Origin of the sequence: Aeromonas sp. ASNIH4, from assembly GCF_002934425.1 — a bacterium.
In the GTDB taxonomy this organism is placed as follows: Bacteria; Pseudomonadota; Gammaproteobacteria; order Enterobacterales; family Aeromonadaceae; genus Aeromonas; species Aeromonas hydrophila.
The window spans coordinates 1456247-1480921 of the sequence record NZ_CP026217.1; the positions used below are offsets into that span (position 1 = coordinate 1456247).

25 protein-coding genes are annotated in these 24675 nt (G+C 60.2%); 8 read left to right on the forward strand and 17 right to left on the reverse strand.

Translation table 11 applies throughout. The annotated features are described in order from the left end of the window. Positions 1-47 precede the first annotated feature (47 nt). Positions 48-1001, forward strand: a complete 954-nt coding sequence (netD, locus tag C2U40_RS06840) for an Nrf-like electron transfer protein NetD (protein WP_103828966.1) — start codon at positions 48-50, stop codon at positions 999-1001. Between the two features lie 79 nt (positions 1002-1080). Here the strand turns inward: netD and lpxH are convergent, their stop codons facing one another. The 3 genes from lpxH to C2U40_RS06855 are packed head-to-tail and all read right to left on the reverse strand — an operon-like array spanning position 1081 to position 3015. After that, on the reverse strand, positions 1081-1806 hold the full coding sequence (lpxH, locus tag C2U40_RS06845) for a UDP-2,3-diacylglucosamine diphosphatase (protein WP_103828965.1): 726 nt from the start codon (positions 1804-1806) through the stop codon (positions 1081-1083). Then, positions 1803-2528, reverse strand: coding sequence for a DUF4269 domain-containing protein (locus tag C2U40_RS06850; protein WP_103828964.1), 726 nt, complete (start codon positions 2526-2528; stop codon positions 1803-1805). The genes lpxH and C2U40_RS06850 overlap by 4 nt, the downstream gene beginning before the upstream one ends. Continuing rightward, on the reverse strand, positions 2518-3015 hold the full coding sequence (locus C2U40_RS06855) for a peptidylprolyl isomerase (protein WP_005302674.1): 498 nt from the start codon (positions 3013-3015) through the stop codon (positions 2518-2520). The genes C2U40_RS06850 and C2U40_RS06855 overlap by 11 nt, the downstream gene beginning before the upstream one ends. Positions 3016-3205: 190 nt before the next feature. On the opposite strand from C2U40_RS06855, the gene cysS reads away from it, so the two are divergent. Further along, positions 3206-4582 (forward strand): cysteine--tRNA ligase, encoded by a 1377-nt coding sequence (gene cysS, locus C2U40_RS06860; protein ID WP_017782367.1) that lies wholly within the window; start codon positions 3206-3208, stop codon positions 4580-4582. Between the two features lie 487 nt (positions 4583-5069). On the opposite strand, the gene C2U40_RS06865 is transcribed toward cysS, so the two are convergent. The 3 genes from C2U40_RS06865 to C2U40_RS06875 form a co-directional block, all read right to left on the reverse strand. Next, the gene (locus C2U40_RS06865; RefSeq protein WP_103828963.1) at positions 5070-6836 is read right to left on the reverse strand and encodes an ATP-binding protein; all 1767 of its coding nucleotides are present in this window, start codon (positions 6834-6836) and stop codon (positions 5070-5072) included. After that, positions 6826-8004 carry a hypothetical protein gene (locus tag C2U40_RS06870; protein ID WP_103828962.1) on the reverse strand — a complete coding sequence of 393 codons (1179 nt, stop codon included), beginning with the start codon at positions 8002-8004 and terminating at the stop codon, positions 6826-6828. Before C2U40_RS06870 ends, C2U40_RS06865 begins: the two co-directional genes overlap by 11 nt. A gap of 551 nt (positions 8005-8555) precedes the next feature. Then, positions 8556-9758, reverse strand: coding sequence for an ISL3-like element ISAeme19 family transposase (locus C2U40_RS06875; protein WP_081000878.1), 1203 nt, complete (start codon positions 9756-9758; stop codon positions 8556-8558). Between the two features lie 594 nt (positions 9759-10352). Here C2U40_RS06875 and C2U40_RS06880 point away from each other — a divergent pair. From C2U40_RS06880 to C2U40_RS06885, 3 genes are all read left to right on the forward strand, one after another. Next, positions 10353-10661, forward strand: coding sequence for a hypothetical protein (locus C2U40_RS06880; protein ID WP_076361387.1), 309 nt, complete (start codon positions 10353-10355; stop codon positions 10659-10661). A gap of 197 nt (positions 10662-10858) precedes the next feature. Next, positions 10859-11011 (forward strand): hypothetical protein, encoded by a 153-nt coding sequence (locus tag C2U40_RS26010; RefSeq protein ID WP_158656430.1) that lies wholly within the window; start codon positions 10859-10861, stop codon positions 11009-11011. Between the two features lie 281 nt (positions 11012-11292). Further along, positions 11293-12306, forward strand: a complete 1014-nt coding sequence (locus tag C2U40_RS06885; RefSeq protein ID WP_103828726.1) for a sensor domain-containing diguanylate cyclase — start codon at positions 11293-11295, stop codon at positions 12304-12306. 57 nt (positions 12307-12363) lie between these two features. Here C2U40_RS06885 and C2U40_RS06890 read toward each other — a convergent pair whose 3' ends face one another. From C2U40_RS06890 to C2U40_RS06920, 7 genes are all read right to left on the reverse strand, one after another. Then, a complete protein-coding gene (locus C2U40_RS06890; protein ID WP_011706560.1) occupies positions 12364-13110 on the reverse strand; it encodes a substrate-binding periplasmic protein in 747 nt (248 codons plus the stop codon). 101 nt (positions 13111-13211) lie between these two features. Further along, the gene (locus C2U40_RS06895; RefSeq protein WP_041216775.1) at positions 13212-13958 is read right to left on the reverse strand and encodes a substrate-binding periplasmic protein; all 747 of its coding nucleotides are present in this window, start codon (positions 13956-13958) and stop codon (positions 13212-13214) included. A 73-nt stretch (positions 13959-14031) separates the two neighbouring features. Beyond that, complete coding sequence (locus tag C2U40_RS06900; RefSeq protein WP_103828725.1) at positions 14032-14529, reverse strand: GDYXXLXY domain-containing protein; 498 nt, start codon at positions 14527-14529, stop codon at positions 14032-14034. Then, positions 14526-15533: a DUF4401 domain-containing protein gene (locus tag C2U40_RS06905; protein ID WP_103828724.1), complete on the reverse strand. Its 1008-nt coding sequence runs from the start codon at positions 15531-15533 to the stop codon at positions 14526-14528. The genes C2U40_RS06900 and C2U40_RS06905 overlap by 4 nt, the downstream gene beginning before the upstream one ends. Beyond that, entirely contained in the window at positions 15526-16464 is a 939-nt protein-coding gene (locus C2U40_RS06910) for a DUF2157 domain-containing protein (RefSeq protein WP_181014923.1), read from the reverse strand. Before C2U40_RS06910 ends, C2U40_RS06905 begins: the two co-directional genes overlap by 8 nt. 202 nt (positions 16465-16666) lie before the next feature. Continuing rightward, positions 16667-17224: a TMEM165/GDT1 family protein gene (locus tag C2U40_RS06915; RefSeq protein ID WP_103828722.1), complete on the reverse strand. Its 558-nt coding sequence runs from the start codon at positions 17222-17224 to the stop codon at positions 16667-16669. A 256-nt stretch (positions 17225-17480) separates the two neighbouring features. Then, positions 17481-17810, reverse strand: coding sequence for a translation initiation factor (locus C2U40_RS06920; protein WP_043123987.1), 330 nt, complete (start codon positions 17808-17810; stop codon positions 17481-17483). Between the two features lie 119 nt (positions 17811-17929). On the opposite strand from C2U40_RS06920, the gene C2U40_RS06925 reads away from it, so the two are divergent. Genes C2U40_RS06925 through C2U40_RS06935 form a run of 3 tightly spaced genes read left to right on the forward strand, consistent with a single transcriptional unit; the run spans position 17930 to position 20725 of the window. Then, a complete protein-coding gene (locus tag C2U40_RS06925) occupies positions 17930-18157 on the forward strand; it encodes a FeoA family protein (protein WP_005302641.1) in 228 nt (75 codons plus the stop codon). Between the two features lie 55 nt (positions 18158-18212). Beyond that, the gene (feoB, locus tag C2U40_RS06930; RefSeq protein WP_044800326.1) at positions 18213-20486 is read left to right on the forward strand and encodes a Fe(2+) transporter permease subunit FeoB; all 2274 of its coding nucleotides are present in this window, start codon (positions 18213-18215) and stop codon (positions 20484-20486) included. Further along, a complete protein-coding gene (locus C2U40_RS06935) occupies positions 20483-20725 on the forward strand; it encodes a FeoC-like transcriptional regulator (protein ID WP_011706553.1) in 243 nt (80 codons plus the stop codon). The genes feoB and C2U40_RS06935 overlap by 4 nt, the downstream gene beginning before the upstream one ends. A gap of 113 nt (positions 20726-20838) precedes the next feature. Here the strand turns inward: C2U40_RS06935 and C2U40_RS06940 are convergent, their stop codons facing one another. The 4 genes from C2U40_RS06940 to C2U40_RS06955 all read right to left on the reverse strand — a co-directional run bounded on the left by C2U40_RS06940 (position 20839) and on the right by C2U40_RS06955 (position 24564). Further along, complete coding sequence (locus tag C2U40_RS06940; protein WP_181014922.1) at positions 20839-21318, reverse strand: WbuC family cupin fold metalloprotein; 480 nt, start codon at positions 21316-21318, stop codon at positions 20839-20841. 135 nt (positions 21319-21453) lie between these two features. Then, positions 21454-22725 carry a glucose-1-phosphate adenylyltransferase gene (glgC, locus tag C2U40_RS06945; protein ID WP_011706551.1) on the reverse strand — a complete coding sequence of 424 codons (1272 nt, stop codon included), beginning with the start codon at positions 22723-22725 and terminating at the stop codon, positions 21454-21456. A gap of 282 nt (positions 22726-23007) precedes the next feature. After that, positions 23008-24147 carry a type IVa pilus ATPase TapW gene (gene tapW, locus C2U40_RS06950; RefSeq protein ID WP_011706550.1) on the reverse strand — a complete coding sequence of 380 codons (1140 nt, stop codon included), beginning with the start codon at positions 24145-24147 and terminating at the stop codon, positions 23008-23010. A 60-nt stretch (positions 24148-24207) separates the two neighbouring features. Next, positions 24208-24564 carry a DMT family protein gene (locus tag C2U40_RS06955; protein ID WP_005302630.1) on the reverse strand — a complete coding sequence of 119 codons (357 nt, stop codon included), beginning with the start codon at positions 24562-24564 and terminating at the stop codon, positions 24208-24210. Between the last annotated feature and the right edge of the window lie 111 nt (positions 24565-24675).

A 24675-nucleotide genomic window follows, 5' to 3' on the forward strand; every position in this document is an offset into this window, starting at 1 on the left:
CCCATCTCATCTGTATGACGCAGACCGGCTGACAGGAGGGAGGCACCATGTGGCATGATGCGTTTCACTTCGACTCGCTGGTGTGGGATGGCCCCATCGCCATCTACCTGTTTCTGCTCGGCATCTCGGCAGGCTCGGCGACCCTCTCGGTGCTGCTGCGCCGGCAGGGAGCCGGCAGCGAGAGCGGCATCATCAAGGCGACCGCCATTCTGGCGCCGGTGAGCGTCGTGTTGGGGCTGCTTATCCTCATCTTCCACCTGGCCCGCCCCTGGACCTTCTGGAAGCTGATGTTCCACTACCAGTTCGACTCCGTGATGTCGATGGGGGTCATGCTGTTTCAGATCTACATGGCGGTGCTGTTCGCCTGGCTGGCGGTGGTGTTCCGGGCTGAAATCGAAGCCCTGCGCCGACGGCTGCTGGTGGACAGGCTTGCCTTTGTGGATGGGGTGATCGGCTGGCTTGCACGCCTCGAGCGGCTGTTGGCGCCGCTGCTGTTGCTGCTGGCCGTGCTGCTCGGGGCCTACACCGGCTTTCTGCTCTCCGCCCTCAAGACCTACCCCATGCTCAACAACCCGATCCTGCCGGCGCTGTTTCTGGTCTCCGGCATCAGCTCGGGGGTGGCCTCCACCATCTTGCTGGCGGTCACCCTGTTTCGGGAGGATGGCCACAGCCGCGGGGTGAGCTTCGTGCACCGCTTCGAGCGGCCCATCGTCGCCATCGAGCTGTTCCTGCTGCTCTGCTTCTTCACCGGCCTCTATTTTGGTGGCGGCCAGCGGGAAGCGGCCATGTGGGCGGCCATCGGCGGTGGCTTCTGGTCCCAGGTGTTCTGGTTCGGGGTCATCGGGCTGGGGATCCTGTTGCCCCAGCTGCTGGGGCTGGTGGGCAGTCCGGCCAAGGCCCATCAACCGGCCCGGCTGGCACTTATCTGCAGCCTGAGCCTGGTGGGGATATTGCTGCTGCGCTACTTCATCCTCTACGCGGGGCAGATGACGGTGATGTAGCCGTTATAGAGGTAGATCGCAGGCAAACAAAAGGCGGGATCTTCCCGCCTTTTTTATTGCCGCCAGCCAGCCGGCTAATTCAGATCAGCGCGCGTTGCTCGAGGCGCTGCTCGCCGGGGCGGCAGATCAGCACCGAGCCTTGCTCGAACCAGTCCCCCAGCACGATACGCCGAGCAGGCGCGCCGTCGAGGTTGAAGTCGTGGATGGCGGGCCTGTGGGTGTGGCCGTGGATCATCATCCGGCAGTCGTGCTGGCGCAGCATCTCGTCCACTGCCGCCGGGGTCACGTCCATGATGGTCTGGCTCTTGTGGGCATTTTCCATCTGGCTCTGGCCACGCATCTTGTGGGCGATGGCCTGGCGGCGCGCGAGCGGCAGGCGCAGGAACAGCCAGCGCAGCCACTTGAGCTGGGTGATGCGGCGAAACTTCTGGTAGCCCTCATCCAGGGTGCAGAGCAGATCGCCGTGGCTCAGCACCACCCGCTCGCCATAGAGCTCGATGACGCAGGGATCCCCCAGCAATGTCATGCCGGCGCGCTTGGCAAAGGCCTGGCCCAGCAAGAAGTCGCGGTTGCCGTGAATGAAGTAGAGGGGCACCCCCTGCTGGCTCAGGGCCGCAAAGGCGTCGGCCACCTCGCCGTGGAGGGGATTGGGATCGTCGTCGCCAATCCAGAATTCAAACAGATCGCCCAACACGTAGAGGGCATCGGCGCCGGGGGCGTCGTGCGCCAGAAAGCGCACCAGGGCGGCGGTCATGTCGGGCCGCTGGGCACACAGGTGAATGTCACTGATAAAGAGGGTGCTCATGAGAAAGTGCGCTGGGCCCTGTTGAGGTGGCTGGAAGTGGAACTGGTATTGGAGCTAGCAGTGAAATTAGCAGTGAAGTAAGGGCCCGTTGTCACCGGCTGCCACACCAATGGGGCAAGCTCGCCGCCCTCCAGGGTGAGCAGCGCGGCATACGGGTCGCCGGCAAGGCCCAGCAAGTGGCACATGGCCGCTTCCCCTTTGAACCCTTCCTCGAGGCGCAGGCGCAGCACTTGGTGATAAAACACCGCGCCGAACTGCTCAAGCAGGGCGGCCATCAGGCTGAGGTGGCGCCAGCCGTTGAGGCGCTCGAGGGGTTCTGGGGTGAGGTAGAGCTCAAAGGGCCAAGGGTGGCCATCGGCGCCGGTGACGGTCTGCTCGGCGAGCCAGATGTCAGCGCCCTTTTGCACAACCCGCCAGCCTTGGGCGGCCAGCGCCGCCGCAAACGTGGCCGGCTCCGGATGCTGGCAGACGATGTCGAGATCGCTGCCGGGTTTGTCGAGCCCGATGGCGACCGTGCTCACCAGCGCCAGGTCGCTGCACTGCGCTGCCAGCGCATCCCACACACCGGCTGTGAGCAGGGCATGGGCCGAGCGTTGGCGTGGGTTGCCGTGGGCCAGGTAGTCGAGACGGCGCCAGTCGATGGGGCCGGCCTTCACAGATGGAAAAACTGCGGCCGGGGCCGCAGTCAGTTCATCTCGTAGAAGGCAGAGATCACTCGGCAAGGGTCACCTTGGTGATCACCACGTCTTCGGTCGGCACGTCCTGGTGGATGCGGCCGTAGTTGCCGGTCTTGACGCCCTTGATCTTGTTGACCACGTCCATGCCGGCGGTCACTTCACCGAACACGCAGTAGCCGAAGCCCTGGGTGGTGGCGGATTTGAAGTCGAGGAAGTCGTTGTTGTTCACGTTGATGAAGAACTGGGCGCTGGCAGAGTGCGGCTCCATGGTGCGGGCCATGGCAATGGTGCCGACCTTGTTGGACAGGCCGTTGGCCGCTTCGTTCTTGATGGGGGCGCGGGTGTCTTTCTCTTCGAAGCCCGGGGCATAGCCGCCGCCCTGGATCATGAAGCCGTCGATGACGCGGTGGAAGATGGTGTTGTCGTAGTGACCGTCACGGCAGTATTGCAGGAAGTTGGCCACGGTTTCCGGGGCTTTTTCAGCGTTCAGGGTGAGGGTGATGTCGCCGTGATTGGTGTGCAGAGTGACCATGATATGTCCTTTCATTTGATGCGGGCGACCAGGTGCCCGCAGGTGTATGGCATAAAGTGGTGGCAATTCTAGCCCATCAGGGCCCTGCGGCATAGATGGTGCGCCTGATCCGGCACGTTTTCTGCCTCGTTTTCTACGCGCGATGCGGGTAGAATGGCAGGCCATTTTACTCACAGGCAGTGGTCATAAGATGCTGAAGATATACAACACACTCACTCGTCAAAAAGAAGAATTCAAACCTATCCACCCGGGCAAGGTGGGCATGTATGTGTGTGGCGTCACTATCTACGATCACTGTCATATCGGCCACGGCCGCACCTTCGTCGCCTTCGACGTCGTGGCCCGTTACCTGCGCTACAGCGGCTATCAGCTCAACTACGTGCGCAACGTCACCGACGTGGACGACAAGATCATCAAGCGCGCCGCCGAAACCGGCGTCACCTGTGACGACCTGACCGAGCGCCTGATCGGCGACATGCACGCCGACTTCGATGCCCTCGGCATGGTGCGCCCGGACGTCGAGCCGCGCGCCACCCAGCACATCGGCGAGATCATCGAGCTGGTGCAATCCCTGCTGGATAAAGAGCACGCCTACGTGGCGGACAACGGCGATGTCATGTTCATCGTCGACTCCTACGCCGACTACGGCAAGCTCTCCGGCCAGGATCTGGAACAGCTGCAGGCCGGCGCTCGGGTTGACGTGGTGGATGCCAAGAGGAACCCCTTGGACTTCGTGCTGTGGAAGATGTCCAAGCCCGGCGAACCGACCTGGGACAGCCCCTGGGGCCCGGGCCGTCCTGGCTGGCACATCGAGTGCTCCGCCATGAACTCCAAGCACCTTGGCAACCACTTCGACATCCACGGCGGCGGCTCCGATCTGCAGTTCCCGCACCACGAGAACGAGATCGCCCAGTCCTGCTGCGCCCACGGTGGCGACTACGTCAACACCTGGATGCACAGCGGCATGGTGATGGTGGATAAAGAGAAGATGTCCAAATCCCTTGGCAACTTCTTCACCATCCGCGACGTCCTGGCCCACTACGATGCCGAAACCGTCCGTTACTTCCTGATGTCTGGCCACTACCGCAGCCAGCTCAACTACTCGGAAGATAACCTCAAGCAGGCCCGCGCCGCGCTGGAGCGCATGTACACCGCCCTGCGCGATCTGCCGGCGGCCGCTGCTGCCGGTGGTGACGAGCAGGTGGCCCGCTTCAAAGAGGCGATGGACGACGACTTCAACACCCCGGAAGCCTACTCCGCCCTGTTCGATCTGGTGCGCGAGATCAACCGCCAGAAGGGTGAAGACATGGCCGTTGCCGCTGCGCTGGGCGCCCGTCTGCGTGAGCTGGGAGCCGTGCTCGGCATCCTGCAACAGGATCCGGATGCCTTCTTGAAGGGTGATGAAGCGGACGAAGAGGTCGCCGAAATCGAGCAACTGATCGCCCAGCGCAATCAGGCCCGTGCCGACAAGAACTGGGCCGCTGCCGATGCCGCCCGCAACCGTCTCACCGAGATGGGCATCGTGCTGGAAGACAGCGCCGGCAAGACCAGCTGGCGCCGTGCCTAAGGCCGGTGGCGCTGTTGGCGTCTGGAGCCAACAGGTTGAGCCAATAAAAAAACCGCAGCCTTAGGGCTGCGGTTTTTTTGTGGCCTGTCTGAGAGCTGGCACCTTCCCTCTCTCCTGATTGGCATGGCTTCGCCATGCAGGACATGAGGGCGCTGCCCTCGATGGGGTTTCGCCCGCCCTTCGGGCTGGGGCGAGTGACTTTGGAAAGACCCAAAGTCACCAAAAGTCTTCTCCCCCGGCAAACCGCCCGCTTCGCGGGTTCCCTCCTCTCATCCAACGGGTCGGACGGAGCGCCGCAGACGGCACATCCCTGTGCCGACTGCGGCTGCGCCATCATCCCTGATGGCACTCCTGACCCGTTGAACTCGACTCGGCGGTTTGCAGGGGGAACCAATACCGTGCCCGATTCAGACAGGGGGAGCAGATCGCCGAACTGTTGGCCGCTATGCGGTTCTCAGAACAATGGTGGCCCCAATTTAGGTACTCATTATTTTCTCCAGCGTTTGATAACTTGTGCGAAGGCAACTTCGCGCCACGGTTCCTTCCACTCCTTATGAACCTTAACGCTTTGGGAATGAGGTTCGGGGGCCGGGAGTGGCATTTTTATTACTGCTGGGAGCAGTACTGCGTCACCAACCACAACGCACTCACCCGGAGCTAGGTTCGGCAAAATTTCCGTTATCGCGTTAGAGTTGTCGGGAAAGAGCCGCCGAATGTAGGCTTGATCAGCGTCATTTGTAAGGCGTAAGGACATAAAATTGTTGCACTGGGCGAAAATTGTCTCTGATACCTCAGAGGGCCGCTGACTTACGACCATCAGGCTCAAGCCGTATTTTCGTCCCTCCTTTGCGATCCTCTCAATGGACTTGCGGGACGCCCGATAGGCTGCAAGATTATCTCGGGGTACGTAGTTGTGTGCTTCTTCGCAAACAAGCATAACTGGGATGTCATTGAGCTTGCCTTGTGCATGTTGCAATTTGGAATAGTGGAAGCAAAAGTCAAAGATGAGGCGAGAAATCAGGCTGACAGTGATGCTGAGAACCTCGAAAGGAATGCCACTCAAATCTACGATAGTGACGTTAGCCTTATCGAGGTAGCCGATAAACTGCTTCATCAATACTTCAAAGTCTGCCGTTACGTGAGTCTGTCCATCAGGCTTCTTCGCATTTAGAAGAAACCTGAGACGCCTGTCACCCAGCTTCGCCTCCAACCGGGAAGTGAACCTGTTAAACTCTCCGTTGAATGGCCCATTGGTCGCTCTGGTCGCAGCTGCGGTGGAATTTGCAATGAAGTCGTGGATCTTGTCGAAATAAATTTTCCGATCAGTCACCAATTTTCCATCAGCCAGCTTAGGCTTATCCTCCCCGGCTAATCGTCCAATAACCTCTCGATTCAAGTTTTCAATAAAGTAGTATACCTCCTTGATTGAAAAATAAACTGGAGTGTCGTAAGTAACCTCCGGAATATCCGGGTTATGCATTTCTTTATTTAATGTGACAGCATGTTTAAATTGACTAACTTGATTATGAGAGTTTGCTTCATTGCTTTCAATGAACATGCTTTCCAACTCTTCCGAGTTCATAAGCCAGTAGGGAAGCTGTAAAGAGTCGATGTCGAGTCGACTTAATGTAAAAAGTTCATCTTGATCAAGGGTAAATGCTGCGGAATATTCATCATGAATATCGAAAATCACTATGTGAGAGTTATTTTGTTCTCCCTTGGTCTTGTTTTTATGCTGGGAAACACCAACAACGTTTTGCAGCATACTTGCAACTGTACATGACTTACCAGAACCAGTCGAACCAACAACAGCGATATGCTTGCTAAAAAATCTATTTCCATTAATCATGAGGTCAATAGATTTATTCATGGAGAGCTTTCCTAGTGTAAAATTGTGTTCTCCATCAGCTGAGAACATTTTGTCGAGAGTGTTTTTATCCACGAGGAATGCATGCTCTGTCGGAACAGGTAAAAGAAGACTACCACGATCAAATGTCTTGTCTTCAAGCAAAGTCCCTATGGCTTGGCATTCAATCTGAAAATTCCAGACTGGCTGTCCGTTTATATCGTTGGTATTTGTTCCTTTAATATTTCGGATAACGGCTATTGTAAAGTCATGGTTTCCTTGTGCAATTTTTAAAAAACGACCAACCTGTAGTCCTGCCTTATTTTGCTCGAAGGTTTCTAGGTTATCTACCGCGACAATGACTGCTTCTGGCGAGCATGAAAGCACAGCTCCAATTTTAATATGCATAATCTATCCCCATTACATATCTGATTTCACCAAAATTTTCGGTGTCAAGTATCTCTAGGTTTATATCTTGGACGTTTAAACTCTCGATATTCCCATGCCCGAGGACAAATAGATCATCCGCTTTTTTATTAATCGTGATGTTCTTGTAATCATCCCAGCGAATAAGTCTTAGAGAAAATTCCTTTTTGTCCTTTATCATCATTGGTTCTCGCAAGAAATGAACTTCTGAAAAATTTATTACTGGGCGACCATGGTTTGGTATTATATCTTTCGCAATTAGTCGCTCCGCAATCTCATCAAATTCTCTTTGTGGAACGTCTAATGCGAATAGTGGTGTCTGCGTATGCGCGACCTTAAAATGGTATTTGTCGATGAACGATTTTATAAAAATGACAATTTGATCGTCAAATTGGTCCAAAAGCTTAGGGAATACGACTAAGTGACGTAAGCGAGCATTTGTGTTTAAGTTACCTTTGAGTTGCTTACGCCGCGTATCTAGAATTTTTTGTCGTGTTTTAAGTGCCAACGTCCATTGAGAAATAGCTGTAGCCTTTATTTTCCTTAGCGAATCAAAAAATTCCTTTTTGGTAATGCTTCTCAATTTTGCATCGTGCTTAACACTTAAGTCGGCAATCATTTGAATTGCATTAGGGTAAAATAGTACTTCCACTTCACTTTTATCGAAGCCCATGTCCACAAGCTTCTCTGAATTCTCTGTCATCAAGTCATCGTATTTAGGCGTTACAGAAATAAAAAACACCTTTAGGAAACCATCAACATCAACGCCATCAACTTCTGCAGTTAAGTCTTTCAATGCTTTATTTTTAGATTTGATCGCAGCATTAAGTTCTAATGCAGATATTTTTATATCTGGATTGTTAGGGAAATGCGCAAATAAGTGATAACTTATTTTTGCGTTAGGGTTGGATTTATACTGCTTCATCATTTGAAGTAACGGGTGATAAAGAATGCTTGGAGTATAGTTGTCTTGGGTTTCGTGATACTTACACTGAATTACCTTGGTGCCTTCAAAGTTAACCACCTCTATGTCTTCGACAATTTCCTCTATAGTAATCACGTCTTCATCCTCCGCAATTATTAATTCGGAGAGTGTCTGATTAAATTGGTACAGAAAGCCTTGAATGGTATAGTCTGCTGAACGGCCCATTTTGACCCCTACAAGTTGATTTTAAATATCATGGATACCAAATTTTTTGGGGGATGGAATCCAATTATAAAGGACCATAGGCTCGATTAGCGAAGCGTAATCGGACGTATGAGAAATAAGGTTTTATTACGGTGAAATATTCACTATCGAGCCTTCAATATAAAACTGTTTCCTGATAGGGGTTTGTGCCGAATTCTGTTGTACTCATAGTGATTCTTTCACCCATTCAACCACGTTGATGATTCTTGTTTCATCGGTGCGGCAATCTGGCCTCGCAATACGGCGGGTGAGGGGTCGGATTAGAGATAACGTCTCTCCCGATCACAGCCTCGAATACACCGGATGCTGTTAACCAGTCTCGGTGCTGCAGGTTCGGTGTTGCCCCCTGTTGTTCGCCGAGGTGAGCCCGTTTGTCCAGGCCGCGAGGCAGGACGCCGAGCGAGCGCCGCTGGGCCATGGATGGCCCATCGGCGCGTGCCGTGGGACAAACGGGTGAACCGAGGGGACCCGACGCAGGAGGGCGAACAAGTGGGGGTGGCCTTTCTTTTGGTTCATCGCGGCTTTCCGGGGAAGGCCGCCTTGATTTTCAGAAAAAAGTATTCTGAGTCCCTAAATCCATATGCCATACGCTTTATCACTTTGATCTTGTTGTTCACCCCTTCCAGCACACTCGTGTGCATCGGGTAGTTTGCACTCGCCAGGATCCCCCGCATATATTTCGATAAATTTCGACCAAATCGTTGCAGCGGCGCTAGCCCGCTTTCCTTCACCTGCCGCATCCAGCTCCGCCATCGTCGCCATCCTTCCCACACGCTCGGCGCATACCAGATGCCCTTCAACCCCTCTTTCAGCACGTACACCATCGCCAGCGGTTGATTCGCCGCCAACAGCTCCTGCAACTTCACATCCTGTTTTTCACTCAACTTCGCCCGATTACGTAGCAGCAACCAACGCGCACTTTTGACCACTTTTCGCGCCGGTTTATCGCTTTTCAGTGCATTCGCCTGCTCCACTCGCACCCGGTCCACCACCTCTCGGCCATAGCGAGCCACCACGTGGAACAGGTCGTAGACCACCTCCGCCTGCGGGCAGTGTTGCTTCACCTCCAGGTCGAACGCCGTGTTCATGTCCATCGCCACCGCTTCAATCTGCTGGCATCGCTCGCCGAGCTGCTCGAAGAAGGGACGGATAGCGGCCCGGCTGTTGCCGTGCCCCACCCACAGGACGCGGGTTCGCTCGGCATCCATGATCACGGTGGCATAGCGGTGTCCCTTGTGCAGGGCAAACTCATCCATCACCAGCCGCCGCACCTCCCCAAGTTCGATGGTGCCCACACTGGTCTGCAAACGGCGCTTGTCGATCTCCTTGATGGTGTGCCAACCGACCCCGGTGAGCTGGCTGACATGGCGGATGGGGAGGTACTGAACGAGCGCTTCAATCCAGCACTGCATGCGCCGGGTGAGGCGGGAGCCAGAGGGGAGCCAGTCGATATGTTCACTGACGCGACCACAGCGCAGACAGTCGACGCGGCGAACAGGCAGTTGTAACCAGACTTGTCGGTCAAATAGGTCTCGCTCACGCACCCGGCGGATACGTTGGTCGTGGATCAATGGCGTGGGTTGCAGGCATCGGCGACAACGGGGCAAGAAGTCGGCGCGAGGCTCAAGGGTAAACAGGGTGTGATGGTTGGCAGAAAGCGCTTGGGCGATGACGGTATAACCTGGCCAGAAGGAGGCAATATCAATATGATGCACGGCGACAGCAGGGTGATGGTGGTGGTGTGTTTGGAGACAGCCAGTTTACCAGCACCCTGTCTGTCAACTTCCACTTCCCCAAGATCCCGCGAAGAACCTTTCTTTTGGTGACTTTTCTTTGGCCACGCAAAGAAAAGTCACTCGCCCAGCCGCGCAGCGGCGGCGAAACCCCATCGAGGACGGAGTCCTCGTGTCCTGCATGGCGAAGCCGTGCCATTTAGACGGCGATATTTAGCCAAGCAAAGACGTTACCGAACCCCTCACCCTAACCCTCTCCCACAAGGGGAGAGGGGACGGTTACCGCGGACGATTACGCTCCGCTAATCGACCCTACTCGACCCCACCCATTGACCCCAAGGGGAGAGGGGATCGTTCCCCGGTGCAATGCGCTTCGCTTATTGGCACCCTACCTGTCTCCCGCAGGGGGAGAGGGGATGGTTACCGCGGACGATTACGCTGCGCTAATCGACCCTACAGGCTTATTGCACCCTGCGCCTCATCCCGTGGTGGGAGAGGTGCACTCCCGCTGCTTGGTGACCCATCCTCTGGAATGCTAGGATGCCCAACCGTTTTCTTACCCAACTCTTATCACTTATGGCAAACCGGCTCGTTGGCAGTAAAAACAGGATCACTCGGGCAGGGCGCTGGCTCGCGACCCGCGGGGCCGCGCTCTTTGCCGAACTCTCGGAGTTTCAGCAGCGCATCTGGGTGGTCAGCATAGTGAACGACACCTACACGGATACCTTTATCGTCAACGAAGGCAGCTTCGAGGAGCCCATGCAGTGGATGCGGCGCAAGCAGTACAGCGCCGACATGCTGCAGCGGGTCGATGCCATGCAGCGCTCCCAGGTGATCCAGGTCGAGCTGGGTGACATCCGCCATCGCCTGATGCGGGTCAAATAACCCGGATAGTGCCGAGCCGTATCGGGTGTTGGGCCAAACAGGGCGGCTGGCTCACAGTCCGCGTGCTATCTGCCAAAGACGCTGCCGCCCCTGACTGTCGCCGCCACCTTGCGCCCTTGACCATCCATGAATACTCGGGGCCAACAGGGGCCGATGGTCATCTTACGGAACCCGCTTCGGCGGGGCCATCCAAATCCATGAAATTAGTGATGCAACTATCAGAATTAAATGGTTTTTCTCCTTTGCTGCAAAGTGGCAACCGGCGGTTGACCCGCGACCGGGGTGTGATGGAAGATGAGCGCCGCGTCTGGCTGATAAGCAGACAAGCAGAGCGCCAGGGGCCATCATGAGCCCAGTCCTCGACAGCATTCGCGCCACAGCCAAGCCGCCGCAGCCAATAATGCCGCCCGACAGGCGCCGCTGCCCTCAATAGGGGGCGGTCACCACGGCTCAGATCGGGCCGCCCCGCGTTGGCTGCAAACGGAGCGCGTTGTCGGACAATCGAGGGCCGTTCGACGACAAAGGCTGCCAAAACCGCAAAAATTGTGCCACGGCGGGCGCGCGCGGCTTGTGAAGGGCCCCCGAGGTTGGCTATCGTTTCAGCAATAGACATGCAAGCAGGGAGGTGTGCATGGACAGAATATTGCAGGCGTTGTCGCTGCAAGTGACCGGGGCGCGGGATCTGGAGAGCCTGACCCGCCCGCTGCTGGAGATGCTCGAGACGGTCACCGGGCTTGAATCCACCTATCTGACCGAAATCGACCTTGGTCACGACACCCAACATATCCGTTTTGCCCGCAACGCCGCCGCCCTGCAGATCCCCGAGGGGGCCTCGGTGGCCTGGGGCGATACCCTTTGCCGACGGGCCCTCGACGAGGGGCGTTTTTACACCGAAGATGTGGCGAGCTGCTGGGGGGATTCCCAGGCGGCGCGGGCCCTTGGCATCCGCACCTACCTGAGCTGTCCGGTGCAGACCCCTTCGGGCTCCCTCTATGGCACCCTGTGCGCCGCCAGTGCCGAGCAAAAGCCGCTGACGGCGGGCTCGGATCACCTGATCGCCTTCTTTGCCCGATTGATCGCCGAACAGGTGGAGCGCGAACAGCTGCTGCAGCAGTTGCAGCAGGCCAACCACGAGCTGTCGCGCCAGGCGCTGAGCGACCCGCTGACCGGGCTGCCCAACCGGCGGGCGCTGATGCACGAGCTCAACCGGCTGTTTTCACTGGCGGAGCGGGTCGAACATCCGCTGCTGCTCGGCTTCATCGATCTCGACGGCTTCAAGGCCATCAACGATACCCACGGTCACGACACCGGCGACCTGCTGTTGCAACGGGTGGCTGCGGCGCTCTCAACCGTGCTGCGCGGCAGCGATCTGCTGGCGCGGGTGGGGGGCGACGAGTTCGTGGCGGTGGGAATGGGGCCGCAGTGCGGCGAAGAGACGCGGGAGGCGGCGGTGCAGGGCTTTCAGCGCCGGCTGTTCGAGGCGAGCCTGGTGCAGCTCGAGGTGCCCGCCGGCCTGCTGCACTACCCCGGCGCCAGCGTGGGGGTGGTGGCCATCGATCCGGCCAGCAGTACGGTGGACGAGGCGCTGAGGCTGGCCGATGCCTGCATGTACGAGGTCAAGCGCCAGCGCCGTCGGCCGAGCTGACCGCGCAGGCGAGACAAACAAAAGGGGCCCCGGCGGGCCCCTTTTTCATGCCGCCCCTCAGCGGGCGGGGAAGTACTTGGCCTGGATCTGCTGGAACTCGCTGCTGGCCAGCACCTGGGTCAGGCCGCTCTGGAACTCCTTGACCAACTCGTCGCTCACCGGGTGGCTGAAGGCGAAGCAGAACTGCTCCGAGCTCAGCATCCAGAACACCTTGAACTGGGCGGGATCCAGCTGCTGGGAGGCGATCAGATCCAGCATGGTGGTCTTGTTGGTGGAGATGAGATCGACCCGGCCCGAGGTGAGCATCTTGAGCGCCTGGGGCAGGCGGTTGGCGGTCATGATCTTCTGCTCGTCAAAGCCGTTGTTGAGCAGCAGCTGCTCCCCCACGTCGGCCCGCACCGCCCCTATGTTGTACTTTTCGGCATCTTCCAGCTTGGCGATGTTGACCGGGCTCTTGGCCAGCCCCATCAGCACGATTTCGGCATAGCCGATGGGACAGGCCCACTTGAACAGCGGATCCCGCGCCTCGGTGCGGGCGGTGGAGAAGAGCACCACGTTGGGTTTCTGGGTCAGCAAGTAGTAACCCCGCGCCCAGGGCATGATGGTGATGGGTTGCTGCGGGGTGTTGGTCTTCTGCCATACCTGCTGCAGCAGCTCGACGGCGAGCCCGGTGGGGGCGCCGGATTCGTTGGAGAAGTTGTAGGGTTTGTACTCTTCGGTGAGGTAGTGCAGCTTGCCAAGCTCCGGGCTGGCCTGGGCGAGGGTGACAAACGCGAGTGCGGCGAATCCAATCCATTTTTTCATGTTGGCCATCCTGGTGGGGTGTAGCGTCATTCTCAAGTGTTATCAAAGCCCGCCAAATCGCCACTCACGACTGACTGGCGGCGAGAGGTAGCGGGCCTTGCTCAGGGGGCAGGCAGGTATTTGAGCCGCAGTCCCTGATATTCCGAAGAGGCGAGCGCCTGGGTGAGGGCGCGCTGGAACTGCTTGATGACGCCGTCATCCACCTGGCGACTGAAGGCGTAGCAGAGCTCCTCGGCATCCAGCACGAAGGCTACCGTGAAGTCATTGGCATCGAGCTGCAGCGCCTTGATGGCGTCATAACCCGCCAGCTTGCCGGTGGCCAGCAGATCGGCGCGGCCCGACACCAGCATCTTCAGCGCCTGGCTCAGCCGGTTGGCGGAGATGATGCGGCTCTCGTCCATGCCGCGGTTGAGCAGCAGCTGTTCGGAGGCATCGGCGCGCACGGCGCTGATGCGGTAGTCGTTGATCTGCTCGACGGCGCTGAGGGTGAGGGGGCGGCGCTTGTGGGCCAGCAGCACGTACTCGGAGTAGCCGATGGGACACACCCACTTGAACAGGGGGTCGCGGGTGTCGGTGCGGGCGGTGGAGAAGAGCACCACGTTGGGTTTCTGGGTCAGCAGGTAGTAACCCCGCGCCCAGGGCAGGATGCGTATCGGCTGGGCAGGGGTCTGGGTGCGCTGCCAGATCAGTTGCAGCAGCTCCACCGCCAGCCCGCCGGGCTGACCGCTCTGGTCGGTGAAGTTGTAGGGGGGATACTCCTCGGTCAGGTACTCCAGCTTGCCGAGCTCGGCCTGCGCCGTGCCAAGGCATGACAACAGCAGCAGGCAACCGCAAAACCTTATCCTCATGGGCATTCCTTGGCGTAGTGCGGGCGATCCATCTTGCCCTAGTGTGGGCAAAAAAGCCTGATATTGCCAGTAGTTACCAGCGCGCTCTGGTATTTCCCACCGGTTTCAACTGCTCATCGCGAAGCCCCACCAAGAGCGCCTTGCCGCTCTCCTGCAGGCGAAATTCGCCGTAGCGCGCCGCCTCGTACTGCTCGCCGGTGCCCTCTTCGAAGAAGTAGGCGTCGGGGCCGATGAGCCACTGGCCGTCGCTGCGGCGCACCTGCAGCCGCCGCTCATCGCGGGCCAGCTGATCCGGCTTGCCCCCTTCCACCCAGCTGGCGACCTGCTGCTCGTCGAGGCGGATCACCAGGGTGTTGGTGGGGGCCTCATCTTGCTGCCGGTTGCCAAGCTGGCGGGCCAGCTCGTAGTTGAGGCGCATGTAATCCCCCTGCATCAGGGAGCGGGGGTCGACCGGGGCGAGGCGCAGCAGCACCACCTCGCCGCTGCTCATGGCGCGCTCGTAGCGCCAGACGGTGACATTGATGGCCGCCAGGATGGTGATACCGGTCAGCAGCAGGGCGAGTCGTCTCATGAGGGGCTCCGCAGGCTCAGCCGTTTGAGCAGCTGGCGGGCGCCGAGCAGCAGGGCGCCCGAGCCCAGCAGCAGCCAGGATTTGGTCATCAGGGTCAGCCCCAGATCGTAGTAATAGAGGGAGCCAAAGCCGACCAGCAGCAGGCCGGCCAGGGTCATCAGGCCGACGCTGCCGGCATAGAAGCCGAGCACCAGCACCAGGGCGCCGGCCCCCATGCCGGGAATGAGGGCGCTGATCAGCACCAGCGGCAGCCCGTACAGCAGCGGCAGTTTCAGCCGGACCATCAGCCCCAGCAACAGGGCGGCGCAGAGCAGCGGGTTGAGCCAGAGCGGCAGGCGGGAGTGGCCCAGCTCGTCGAGCATGCTGGCGCCGCCGTCCCATAGCGGGTGGTGCAGGCGCCCCAGCACCAGCAGGGAGAGCGCCAGCCCCAGGGTGAGGGATTCATAGAGCTGGTGGCGCACTGGATCGCGCTCGGCCTGCAGCCAGCAGAGGGCCACCGCCGTCATCACCAGCGGCAGGGCCAGCAGTTGCAGACCGAGGCAGGCGAGGCCAAGGGTGAGCAGGATGGCGGCGGCGAAGCTGTGGAACAGCCGGATCAGCCAGTGCTCGAACAGGGCGGCGATGGCCAGCGACAGCAGGGCGAGGCCGAACCAGAGCGGAGCCGAGTGCAGATCCAGCCGATCGAGCAGGCCGTAGAGCAGCCAGGCGTCGCCGGTCAGCGCCAGCGCCAGCACGAACTGATCCCACAGATCGCTGCGGGTGGCGAAGCGGTTGAGGCAAAAGGCGATGACCATCAGCACGGCACCCATCAGCAGGGCGCTGTCGGCATCCCGGGTGAGCTGGGAGAACGACATGAACAGGAAGAACAGCAGGAACAGGGCGGCAATCCAGCCCACCATGCCCAGCAGAAAGCGGCTCGACCAGTGGGGCTGGTCGTCACGGGGGGCATCCCCTTCTACCAGTTGGGCCCGTTGCAGTCGCTGCCAGGGGGTCAGATCACTCATGGGGCCTCCGTTGTTGTTGCAGCCAGCGGCTGGCAGCCACCGACAGGCCGATGGCGATGAGGCAGAGCAGCAGGAAGCCGTCCACGTCCGGCTCCATCCATTTGCCGAGCGCGGTCAGCAGCACCACGATGAGGCTCAGGCAGCCCATGGCGAGCCCGGCGATGAATCTGTGATGCCAGCGCAGGTAGGCGGCCGCCAGCCAGCTGAGCCAGGCCGGCCAGACCCAGGGGGAGGCGACATCGAACAGCGCCAGCAGGGTGAGCAGGGTGACGCCGAACCCGGCGGCCAGCCCCGCCAGCCAGGAGGGCATCAGCCGGTAGTGAGCGGGCACCAGCAGCAATATGCCCCAGAGGGCGGCATTGAACAGGGTCAGGCACCAGCCGAGGGCCTCCTCGTTGAAGGCGAAGAAGAAGTTGAACAGGCCGAGCCGCCAGTAGAGCACCAGCGCCAGCTGGCCGAGCAGCCAGCTCAAGGTCCACAGCAGCGGGCTCTGGCCGAGCGCCGCCAGCGGCAGCAGCATCAGCGCCCAGGTGGCGAACAGCTGCCAGGGATCGGCACCGGTCTGGTAGGTCTGTCCCACCAGCGCCAGCAGGGCGCCGATGTTGAGGGCGATGGCGAGCAGCAGCGCCTGGCGCTGGCTATCGGCGAGGGGCTTGCGCCACAGCAACAGCAGCATGGCGAGCAGCGGCAGCTCCAGCAGCACGAGGCGCGAGAGGCGGCCCAGCTCCTGCCAGTTGAAGGCGACGAAGAACACCAGGCCGGCGCCGAGACACAGGCTGCCAAGCCAGAGCAGCAGCCGATCGAACAGCCACTGCCAGCGGGCAGGGCCGGGGGGCAGCTCGCACAGGGCGAGGGCGGCGGGCAGACTGGCCCGCTCGAGGCGTCCACGCCTGACCCAGTCGAGCAGCGTCTGTCTTGAAGTGAAGTGCATGGGATGCTCCATCAGGTTTGCCGCATTATGCCACGGCCATGGCGCCGATTGGCAGCCCCCGTCTGCGGTCGCAACCAGCCCGGCAAGCGGATGCAAAAAGCCCCGCCAAAGGGCGGGGCTTGCTTGCAAAGACACGACATGGGCGCGGGAGTGGCGTCGGCAAGTGCTCACCCTTGCCTCGCCACCTTCTGATCCGGCCGGGTCAGGCGAACAGCAGGGTGCTTACCCCGAGGCCCACAAACAGGATGGCGCAGGCGATGCGGATCCCCTTGAGCGGCAGGCGGTCGGCCCCCAGCTTGCCAAGCAGCACCACTGGCACGTTGGCCAGCATCATGCCGAGGGTGGTGCCGGTGATGACCTGGGTCAGCGAGTCGTACTTGGCTGCCAGCAGTACGGTGGCGATCTGGGTCTTGTCGCCGATCTCGGCGATGAAGAACAGCACGAAGGTGGCCATGAAGGGGCCGTATTTGTCGAGCGGGCTCTCCTCGTCGTCCATCTTGTCCGGCACCAGGATCCAGGCGGCCATGGCGATGAAGGCACCGGCCACCAGATAGATCATTACCTTGGGATCGAGCCAGCGGCTGATGAACTCGCCAAGCCAGGCGGCGCCGGCGTGGTTGAGCAGGGTGGCTGCCAGCATGCCGGCGATGATGGGCCAGGGCTTGCGAAAACGACAGATGAGCAACAGCGCCAGCAGCTGGGTCTTGTCGCCGATTTCGGCGATGGCCACGCTGAGGGTTGAGGTTAACAAGGCTTCCATAAAAATGACCGGGGGACGGAATTGTTATACCTGAGACAAGCCTGCGCCATCCGTCCCCGGTATTGGCACTGGCCCGTCAAAGGTCTTGTCAAATCCGCGGCTGGCGTGGATCACCCTGACCATGGTGAGTTGGCACCAAGTATGTTGATCAGGGTCGCGAACCGGTTTGGGGCCGGCTGGCGAGACTACTCCCCCTCGATGGGAGCGGGCATTCTAGGGAAAAAGCGAAAATGACGCAAGCCGGGCGGCGCGGGGATCAGCCGCCCACCAGCTTGACGCTGAAACCGGCCTTCTCGAGCTCGGCCTTGATCAGATCCCGTTTGTCCCCCTGGATCTCGATCACCCCCTCTTTCAGGCCGCCGCCGGTGCCGCACTTTTTCTTGAGCAGGGTGGCGAGGCTCTTTTGCTGTTCGGCCGGGACGCCGTGGATGGTGATGACCCCGGCGCCCTTGCGCCCCTTGGTTTCGCGGCGAATGCGCACCACCCCGTCGGTGGGGAAGGGGGAGGCGGATTGCGGCTGGCTTTGTTCTTTGATGATGCCGCCGTCCGTGCTGTAAACCAGGCGGCTGTTGTTGTCGTGACTCATGGCAGTTATTTGTAGGTTAGCTAAGCGGAGTTTGATTTTACTCAAATAAGCGTTGAAAACACGGATTATAATGCCCCAAGTAAAAGAGAATTATTATTGTTTAACTTCAGGAGTCAGTCATGGTACTCGCGCAGTTGTCACCGGGACAGAGTGCTCGCATCAAGAACATGAATCAATTGACCCGTCCCCTGCGGCGCAAGCTGATGGTGATGGGCTTGCTGCCCCAGACTGAAGTCATCTATTTGCGCGCGGCCCCGCTCGGGGATCCGCTGCAGATCCAGTGTCAGGGGATCTGCCTCTCCATGCAAAAAAGCCTTGCCCAGCAAATCGAGGTCGAGCCGGTATGAAACACACCTCACAAAACAATCGTCTTGGTCAAAGCACTATCGAGGTCGAACCGGTATGAACTACTCCCTGGTAACCGTCGGCAATCCCAATAGCGGCAAGACCTCCCTGTTCAACGCCCTGACCGGGGCCCGCCAGCAGGTGGGCAACTGGAGCGGCGTCACCGTCGACAAGAAGATGGGCGAATTCAGTGCCCAGGGCCACGACTACAAACTGATGGACCTGCCCGGCATTTACAGCCTGGCCAACCAGGAGGGGAGCCTGGACGAGCAGATCGCCAGCCGCTTCGTGGAAGGCCAGCAGCCGGATCTGCTGCTCAACGTCATCGACGCCGCCAACCTGGAGCGCTCCCTCTACCTCACGCTGCAACTGCGCGAGCTGGGGCTGCCCATGGTGGTGGTGCTCAACAAGATGGACATCCTGCAAAAGCGGCGCATCACCATCGACGAGAGCAAGCTCGCCAACACCCTCGGCTGCCCGGTGGTGGCCCTCTCGGCCCACAACCGCCAGCAGGTCGCCGCCTTCAAGAACCAGATCCAGCAGTTCATCGGCCAGCCGCAGCCGGCGCTGTTGCTGGACTACGGAAGCGAGCTGGAAAAAGATCTGGCGGAGCTCGAGACCCTGCTTGCCCCGCACCACCTCACCACCCGTGGCCGCGCCCTGCGCCTGCTGGAAGAGGATGCGGTGATGCAGGAGACCCTGCTGCCCGGCCAGCAGGCCGCCGCCGCCAACGTGGTGGCCCGCGCTCACCACGGGCAGGACGTGGACCTGCAACTGGCGGACATCCGCTACGGCCACATCCACCAGTGGGCCGCCCAGGCGTGCCAGCAGAAGGGCAAGCTCACCGCGGCCCAGAGCGAGCGGCTCGATCGGGTGCTGCTCAACCGCTGGTTCGGTATCCCCTTCTTCCTGCTGGTGATGTACCTGATGTTCATGTTCGCCATCAAGGTGGGCAGCGCCTTCATCGACTTCTTCGACATCATGGGTGGTGCCCTGTTTGTCGACGGGGTGCACCACCTGCTGGGGCTGATCCATGCGCCGGACTGGCTGGGGGCCATCCTGGCGGACGGCTTCGGCGTCGGCTTGCAGACCGTTGCCACCTTCATTCCGGTGATCGGCTGCCTCTACCTGTTCCTGGCGGTGCTGGAGAGCTCCGGCTACCTGGCCCGCGCCGCCTTTGTGGTGGATGCCCTGATGCGCCGCCTCGGCCTGCCGGGCAAGGCGTTCGTCCCCATGCTGATGGGCTTTGGCTGTACCGTGCCCTCGGTGATGGCGACCCGTACCCTCAACTCCGAGCGGGAGCGGCTGATGACCTCGGCCATGGCCCCCTTCATGTCGTGCGGTGCCCGCCTGCCGGTCTACGCCCTGTTCGCGGTGGCCTTCTTCCCCGAATCCGGCCAGAACCTGGTGTTCGGTCTCTATCTCATCGGCATCCTGGTGGCGGTGCTCACCGGCCTGTTGCTGCGCAGCACCCTGCTGCCGGGCAAGAGCGACTCCATGCTGATGGAGATGCCGGACTACGAGTGGCCGCGCCCGGTCAACGTCGGCATCAAGACCTGGCAGAAGCTCAAATCCTTCGTCTTTGGCGCCGGTAAAACCATCGTGCTGGTGGTCGCCGTGCTGAGCGTGCTCAACTCGCTCGGCACCGACGGCAGCTTCGGTCATCAGGATCAGGAGAGCTCGGTGCTGAGCAAAATCAGCCAGGCGGTGACCCCGGTGCTGCACCCCATCGGTGTGCGCGACGACAACTGGCAGGCCACGGTCGGCATCGTCACCGGCATCTTCGCCAAAGAGGCGGTGGTCGGTACCCTGAACAGCCTCTACGCCGGCAGCGGTGACGGGGAAGAGGAGGCGAGCGAGTTCTCTCTGGTGAACAGCTTCCAGGAGGCGATCGCCGCGGTCGCCACCAATCTGGCCGACATCGACCCGACCGACCCCATGGGGCTGGCGGTGGGCAACCTGGATGACCAGAAAGCTGCCGCCGAGGCGCAGGAGGTGGACGTCTCCACCTACGGCAACATGCAGAGCCACTTCGACGGCGCGGCCGGTGCCTTCGCCTACCTCTTGTTCGTGCTGCTCTACATGCCCTGCGCCGCCGCCATGGGCGCCCTGGTGCGGGAAACCGGCCGCCAGTGGGCCCTGCTGACTGCCGCCTGGTGCAACTACATGGCCTTTATGTGCGCCACCGTCTTCTATCAGCTGGCCACCTTTGCCGCGCACCCCGAGCAGAGCCTGTTCTGGGTGGCGAGCTACGGCGGCTCCCTGCTGCTGCTCTGGTGGGCCGGCCGTCGCCACGGCGACATCGTCGCCCGCAAGGTGGTGACCCTGTGATCCTGCGCGAGCTTGGGGAGTACCTCGCCGCGCAGCAGAAGGTGAGCCGGCGCGAGCTGGCCCGCCACTTCCACACCTCGGAAGATGCGGTGGAGGCCATGCTCGGCGTCTGGATGCGCAAGGGGCGGGTCGCCAAGCGGGAGACCCAGGTGTGCGGCGGATCCTGCTGCGGCAAGAGCCAGGAGGTGATGTTCGAGTGGTGCGAGCCGGGCCAGATTGGTCTGGTGCAGAAGGGCTGAGCTCGCGCCCGATGCCCCGCATTCAGATATATAAAAAGACCCGCCGCTGGCGGGTCTTTTTATTGGCGCGTGTTCGCTGTGTTGGCTGTGTTCACGTTGGGGGGGGGGGCAGATCAGCGCCCCAGCCAGCGCTGGCCCACCTCGGCGTGGCGATACCAGGCCATCAGCGCCTGCTGGCCGGCGATGTCGTCCACCGCCGGTGACCAGGGGGCGAAGTCCTCTTCCCGAAAGGGGGCGTAGGGGCCGTGTTTCACCTCGAAGATGACGGCGCCGGGATCCAGAGAGAGCACCGCATGCCAGCTGGCGATCGGGGTCTCCAGCACCGAGGTCTCTTCCCCCAGCACGGCTCGGGCAATGACGGTGCCCTCGTCATCGAAGTTGAGCACCACGAAGCGCCCTTGCAGCGAGGTGAGCAGCTCCCAGGTCTGCAGGTGGCGATGGGGGTGGATATAGGTGCCCGGCTCCATGGCGATGGCCAGGCGCTGGATGGGGTCGGCCAGCTCCTGATGCAGGTTGTGGTTCATGCGCAGGCGCGGGGAGTGGGCGGCCTCGTCGGCGAGGCTGGCAAGGCGGGCAACATCCAGTTTTTTCATATGCGATTCCATGGTGAGACGAAGGCAGGGCCGAGCGCAGAGTAGCATGCCCGGCAACCTGTCAGGCAAGGGGCGAGCGGTAAGCAAATGTAAAAAGGGAGCCTCTATGACTCCCTCTGCTATGACTGTTCGGCATCACAATCTGGCCAGCATCTCCTTGGTGACCAGCACTATGCCCTGCTCGGAGCGGTAGAAGCGGCGGGCATCCTCGCAGGCGTTTTCCCCCACCACCAGCCCTTCCGGCAGCTTGCAGCCCTTGTCGATCACCACCCGGCGCAGCCGGCAGCCCGGGCCTATCTCGACCCCGGGGAAGATCACCGCCTGATCCAGGGTGCAGAAGGAGTCGACCCGCACATTGGTAAACAGCACCGAGCTCACGATGAAGGAGCCGCTGACGATGGTGCCGCCGGCAAACATGGAGTTGATGGTCATGCCGTGCTGGCCGTTTCTGTCCTGCACGAACTTGGCGGGCGGGGTCATGTTCTGGCTGGTCCAGATGGGCCAGTCCTGATCGTAGATGTCGAGCTCCGGGGTGACGGAGGCGAGATCCATGTTGGCCTCCCAGAACGAATCCACCGTGCCCACGTCGCGCCAGTAGGGGCGCTTTTGCGGGCAGCAGCCGACGCAGGACATGCTGAACGGGTGGGCGTAGGCGGTGCCCTCTTGCACCACCCGCGGGATCACGTCCATGCCGAAATCGTGGTGGGAGGCCGGGTTGGCGAGATCCTCTTCCAGCAACTGGTAGAGATAGTCGGCCTCGAAGATGTAGACCCCCATGGAGGCCAGCGCGGTGTCGGGCTTGCCCGGCATGGCGGGCGGGTTGGCGGGCTTCTCGACGAAGGCGTTGATCTTGCGATCCCCATCCACCGCCATCACCCCGAAGGCGCTCGCCTCATCCCGCGGCACCTCGATGCAGGCCACCGTCACCCTGGCCCCCATGTTGACGTGATCGAGCAGCATGGCGGCGTAATCCATCTTGTAGATGTGATCTCCCGCCAGCACCACCACATACTTGGGACCGTGATCGCGAATGATATCCAGATTCTGGTAGACCGCATCGGCGGTGCCGCGATACCAGTTGACCTCGTCCACCCGTTGCTGGGCGGGCAGCAGGTCGATGAACTCGTTCATCTGGTAGCGCAGAAAGGACCAGCCGGACTGCAGGTGGCGCAGCAGGCTGTGGGATTTGTATTGGGTCACCACCCCGACCCGGCGAATGCCGGAGTTGATGCAGTTGGAGAGTACGAAGTCGATGATGCGGAACTTGCCGCCGAAATGCACTGCCGGTTTCGCCCTGTTGTCCGTCAACTGTTTGAGGCGACTGCCCCGCCCTCCTGCGAGAACCAAGGCCATGGTCTCGTTCAGCAACTGTCTGGACTGTGCTGTATTGGCAGGTTGTAACAACATTGAATACCCCTTTATTGATAGAACTCCTTGATACTGCCTCCTTTGAAGCCAGTATGAAAGTGCTTTCACTCACACTTCTCACACGGTTTTTCGGTGAAGTGATGGTTTTGTCATTTGTGATGACAAAACCTGTCGCAGATGGTGCGATAGTTCACCAGATGTCACGGCGGCGCTGGGCTGGCGGGGAGGGAGGTGGCGTTGAGGGACGGCCAGATGCGGGCGTTTCTTGTGCAAACACCCGCCGAAGCGGGTGTTTGCAGGTGCCGTCAGGGGCGGGCGAGGTCAGAACAGATCGTCTTTTTCGTCCTTGGTGGGCTCCAGGCTCCAGCCGGTGGCATCGCTGCTGCTCGCGATCTGGCCCTTCTCCTTCCACAGCTTGATCTTGAGGCGCAGGTTGTTGGCCGAGTCGGCGTTCTTCACCGCCTCCTCCTCGTCGATCACCCCCTCTACCACCAGATCGAACAGGGCGCTGTCGAAGGTGACCATGCCGAGGGCCTTGGATTTCTCCATCACCTCCTTGAGGCCGCCAAATTCGCCGCGTTTGATCATGTCGCGAATGGTGTGGGTGCCCAGCATGATCTCCACCGCTGCCCGGCGACCACCGTCGCTGGTTTTGACCAGCCGCTGGGAGACAAACGCCTTGAGGTTGTTGCCAAGGTCGTTGAGCAGCTGGGGCCGGCGCTCTTCCGGGAAGAAGTTGATGATGCGATCCAGCGCCTGGTTGGCGTTGTTGGCGTGCAGGGTGGAAATCGCCAGGTGGCCGGTTTCGGAGAAGGCCAGCGCATGCTCCATGGTCTCGCGATCGCGGATCTCGCCGATGAGGATCACGTCCGGCGCCTGGCGCAGGGTGTTCTTGAGGGCAGCGTGGAAGCTGCGGGTGTCCACCCCCACCTCGCGCTGGTTGATGATGCTCTTGCGGTGACGGTGCACGAACTCCACCGGATCCTCGATGGTGATGATGTGGCCGCCGCTGTTGCGGTTGCGATGGTCGATGAGGGCCGCCAGCGAGGTGGACTTGCCCGAGCCGGTACCGCCGACGAACAGCACCAGGCCGCGCTTCTCCATGATGGTGTCGAGCAGCACGGGGGGCAGTTTCAGATCCTCGAAGCGGGGGATTTCGGTCTTGATGTTGCGCGCCACCAGCGACACTTCGTTGCGCTGCTTGAAGATGTTGATCCGAAAGCGGCCGATCTGGGGCAGCGAGATGGCGAGGTTCATCTCCAGCTCCCGCTCGAACTGCTGCTTTTGCTCGCCGTCCATGATGGCGTCGGCTATTCTGGCCACCTCGCCGGGCTCGAGCGGCGTTTCACTGAGCGGACGCAGGCCGCCGTTGAACTTGGCGCAAGGGGGGGCGCCGGTCGACAGATAGAGGTCGGAGCCATCCTGTTTGGCCAGGATCTGTAGCATGTCTCGCAATTCCATTGGTTTTGCCTCGTCTATCAAGCAGATGCAATTACATCGAATGTCATTGAGTGTACAGCGTCAGGCGCCGGTGAGTTTCTCGCGAAAAACAAAAAACACCGCGCCCAGGATGCACAGGCCGGCCCACAGGTAATCCCATTTCAGATCCTCTTTCAGATAGAAGATGGAGAAGGGGACGAACACGGTGAGGGTGATCACCTCCTGCAGGATCTTGAGCTGGCCGACGGAGAGCACGGTGTGGCCGATGCGGTTGGCAGGCACCTGCAGCAGGTATTCGAACAGTGCAATGCCCCAGCTCACCAGGGCGGCGATGATCCAGGGTTTGTGATTCATGCTCTTGAGGTGGGCATACCAGGCGAAGGTCATGAAGACGTTGCTGCACAGCAGCAGGCCGATGCTGGTAAAGATAGGGTTCATTAGGTTCTCCTTTAAAATCAATCGCATTTTATCTCCGAACCACGGGTTTTCATAAGTGGGGCGGCAGGGTATTTTTAATCCATCAAGGATGAAGTCACAGAGGGTTGTACG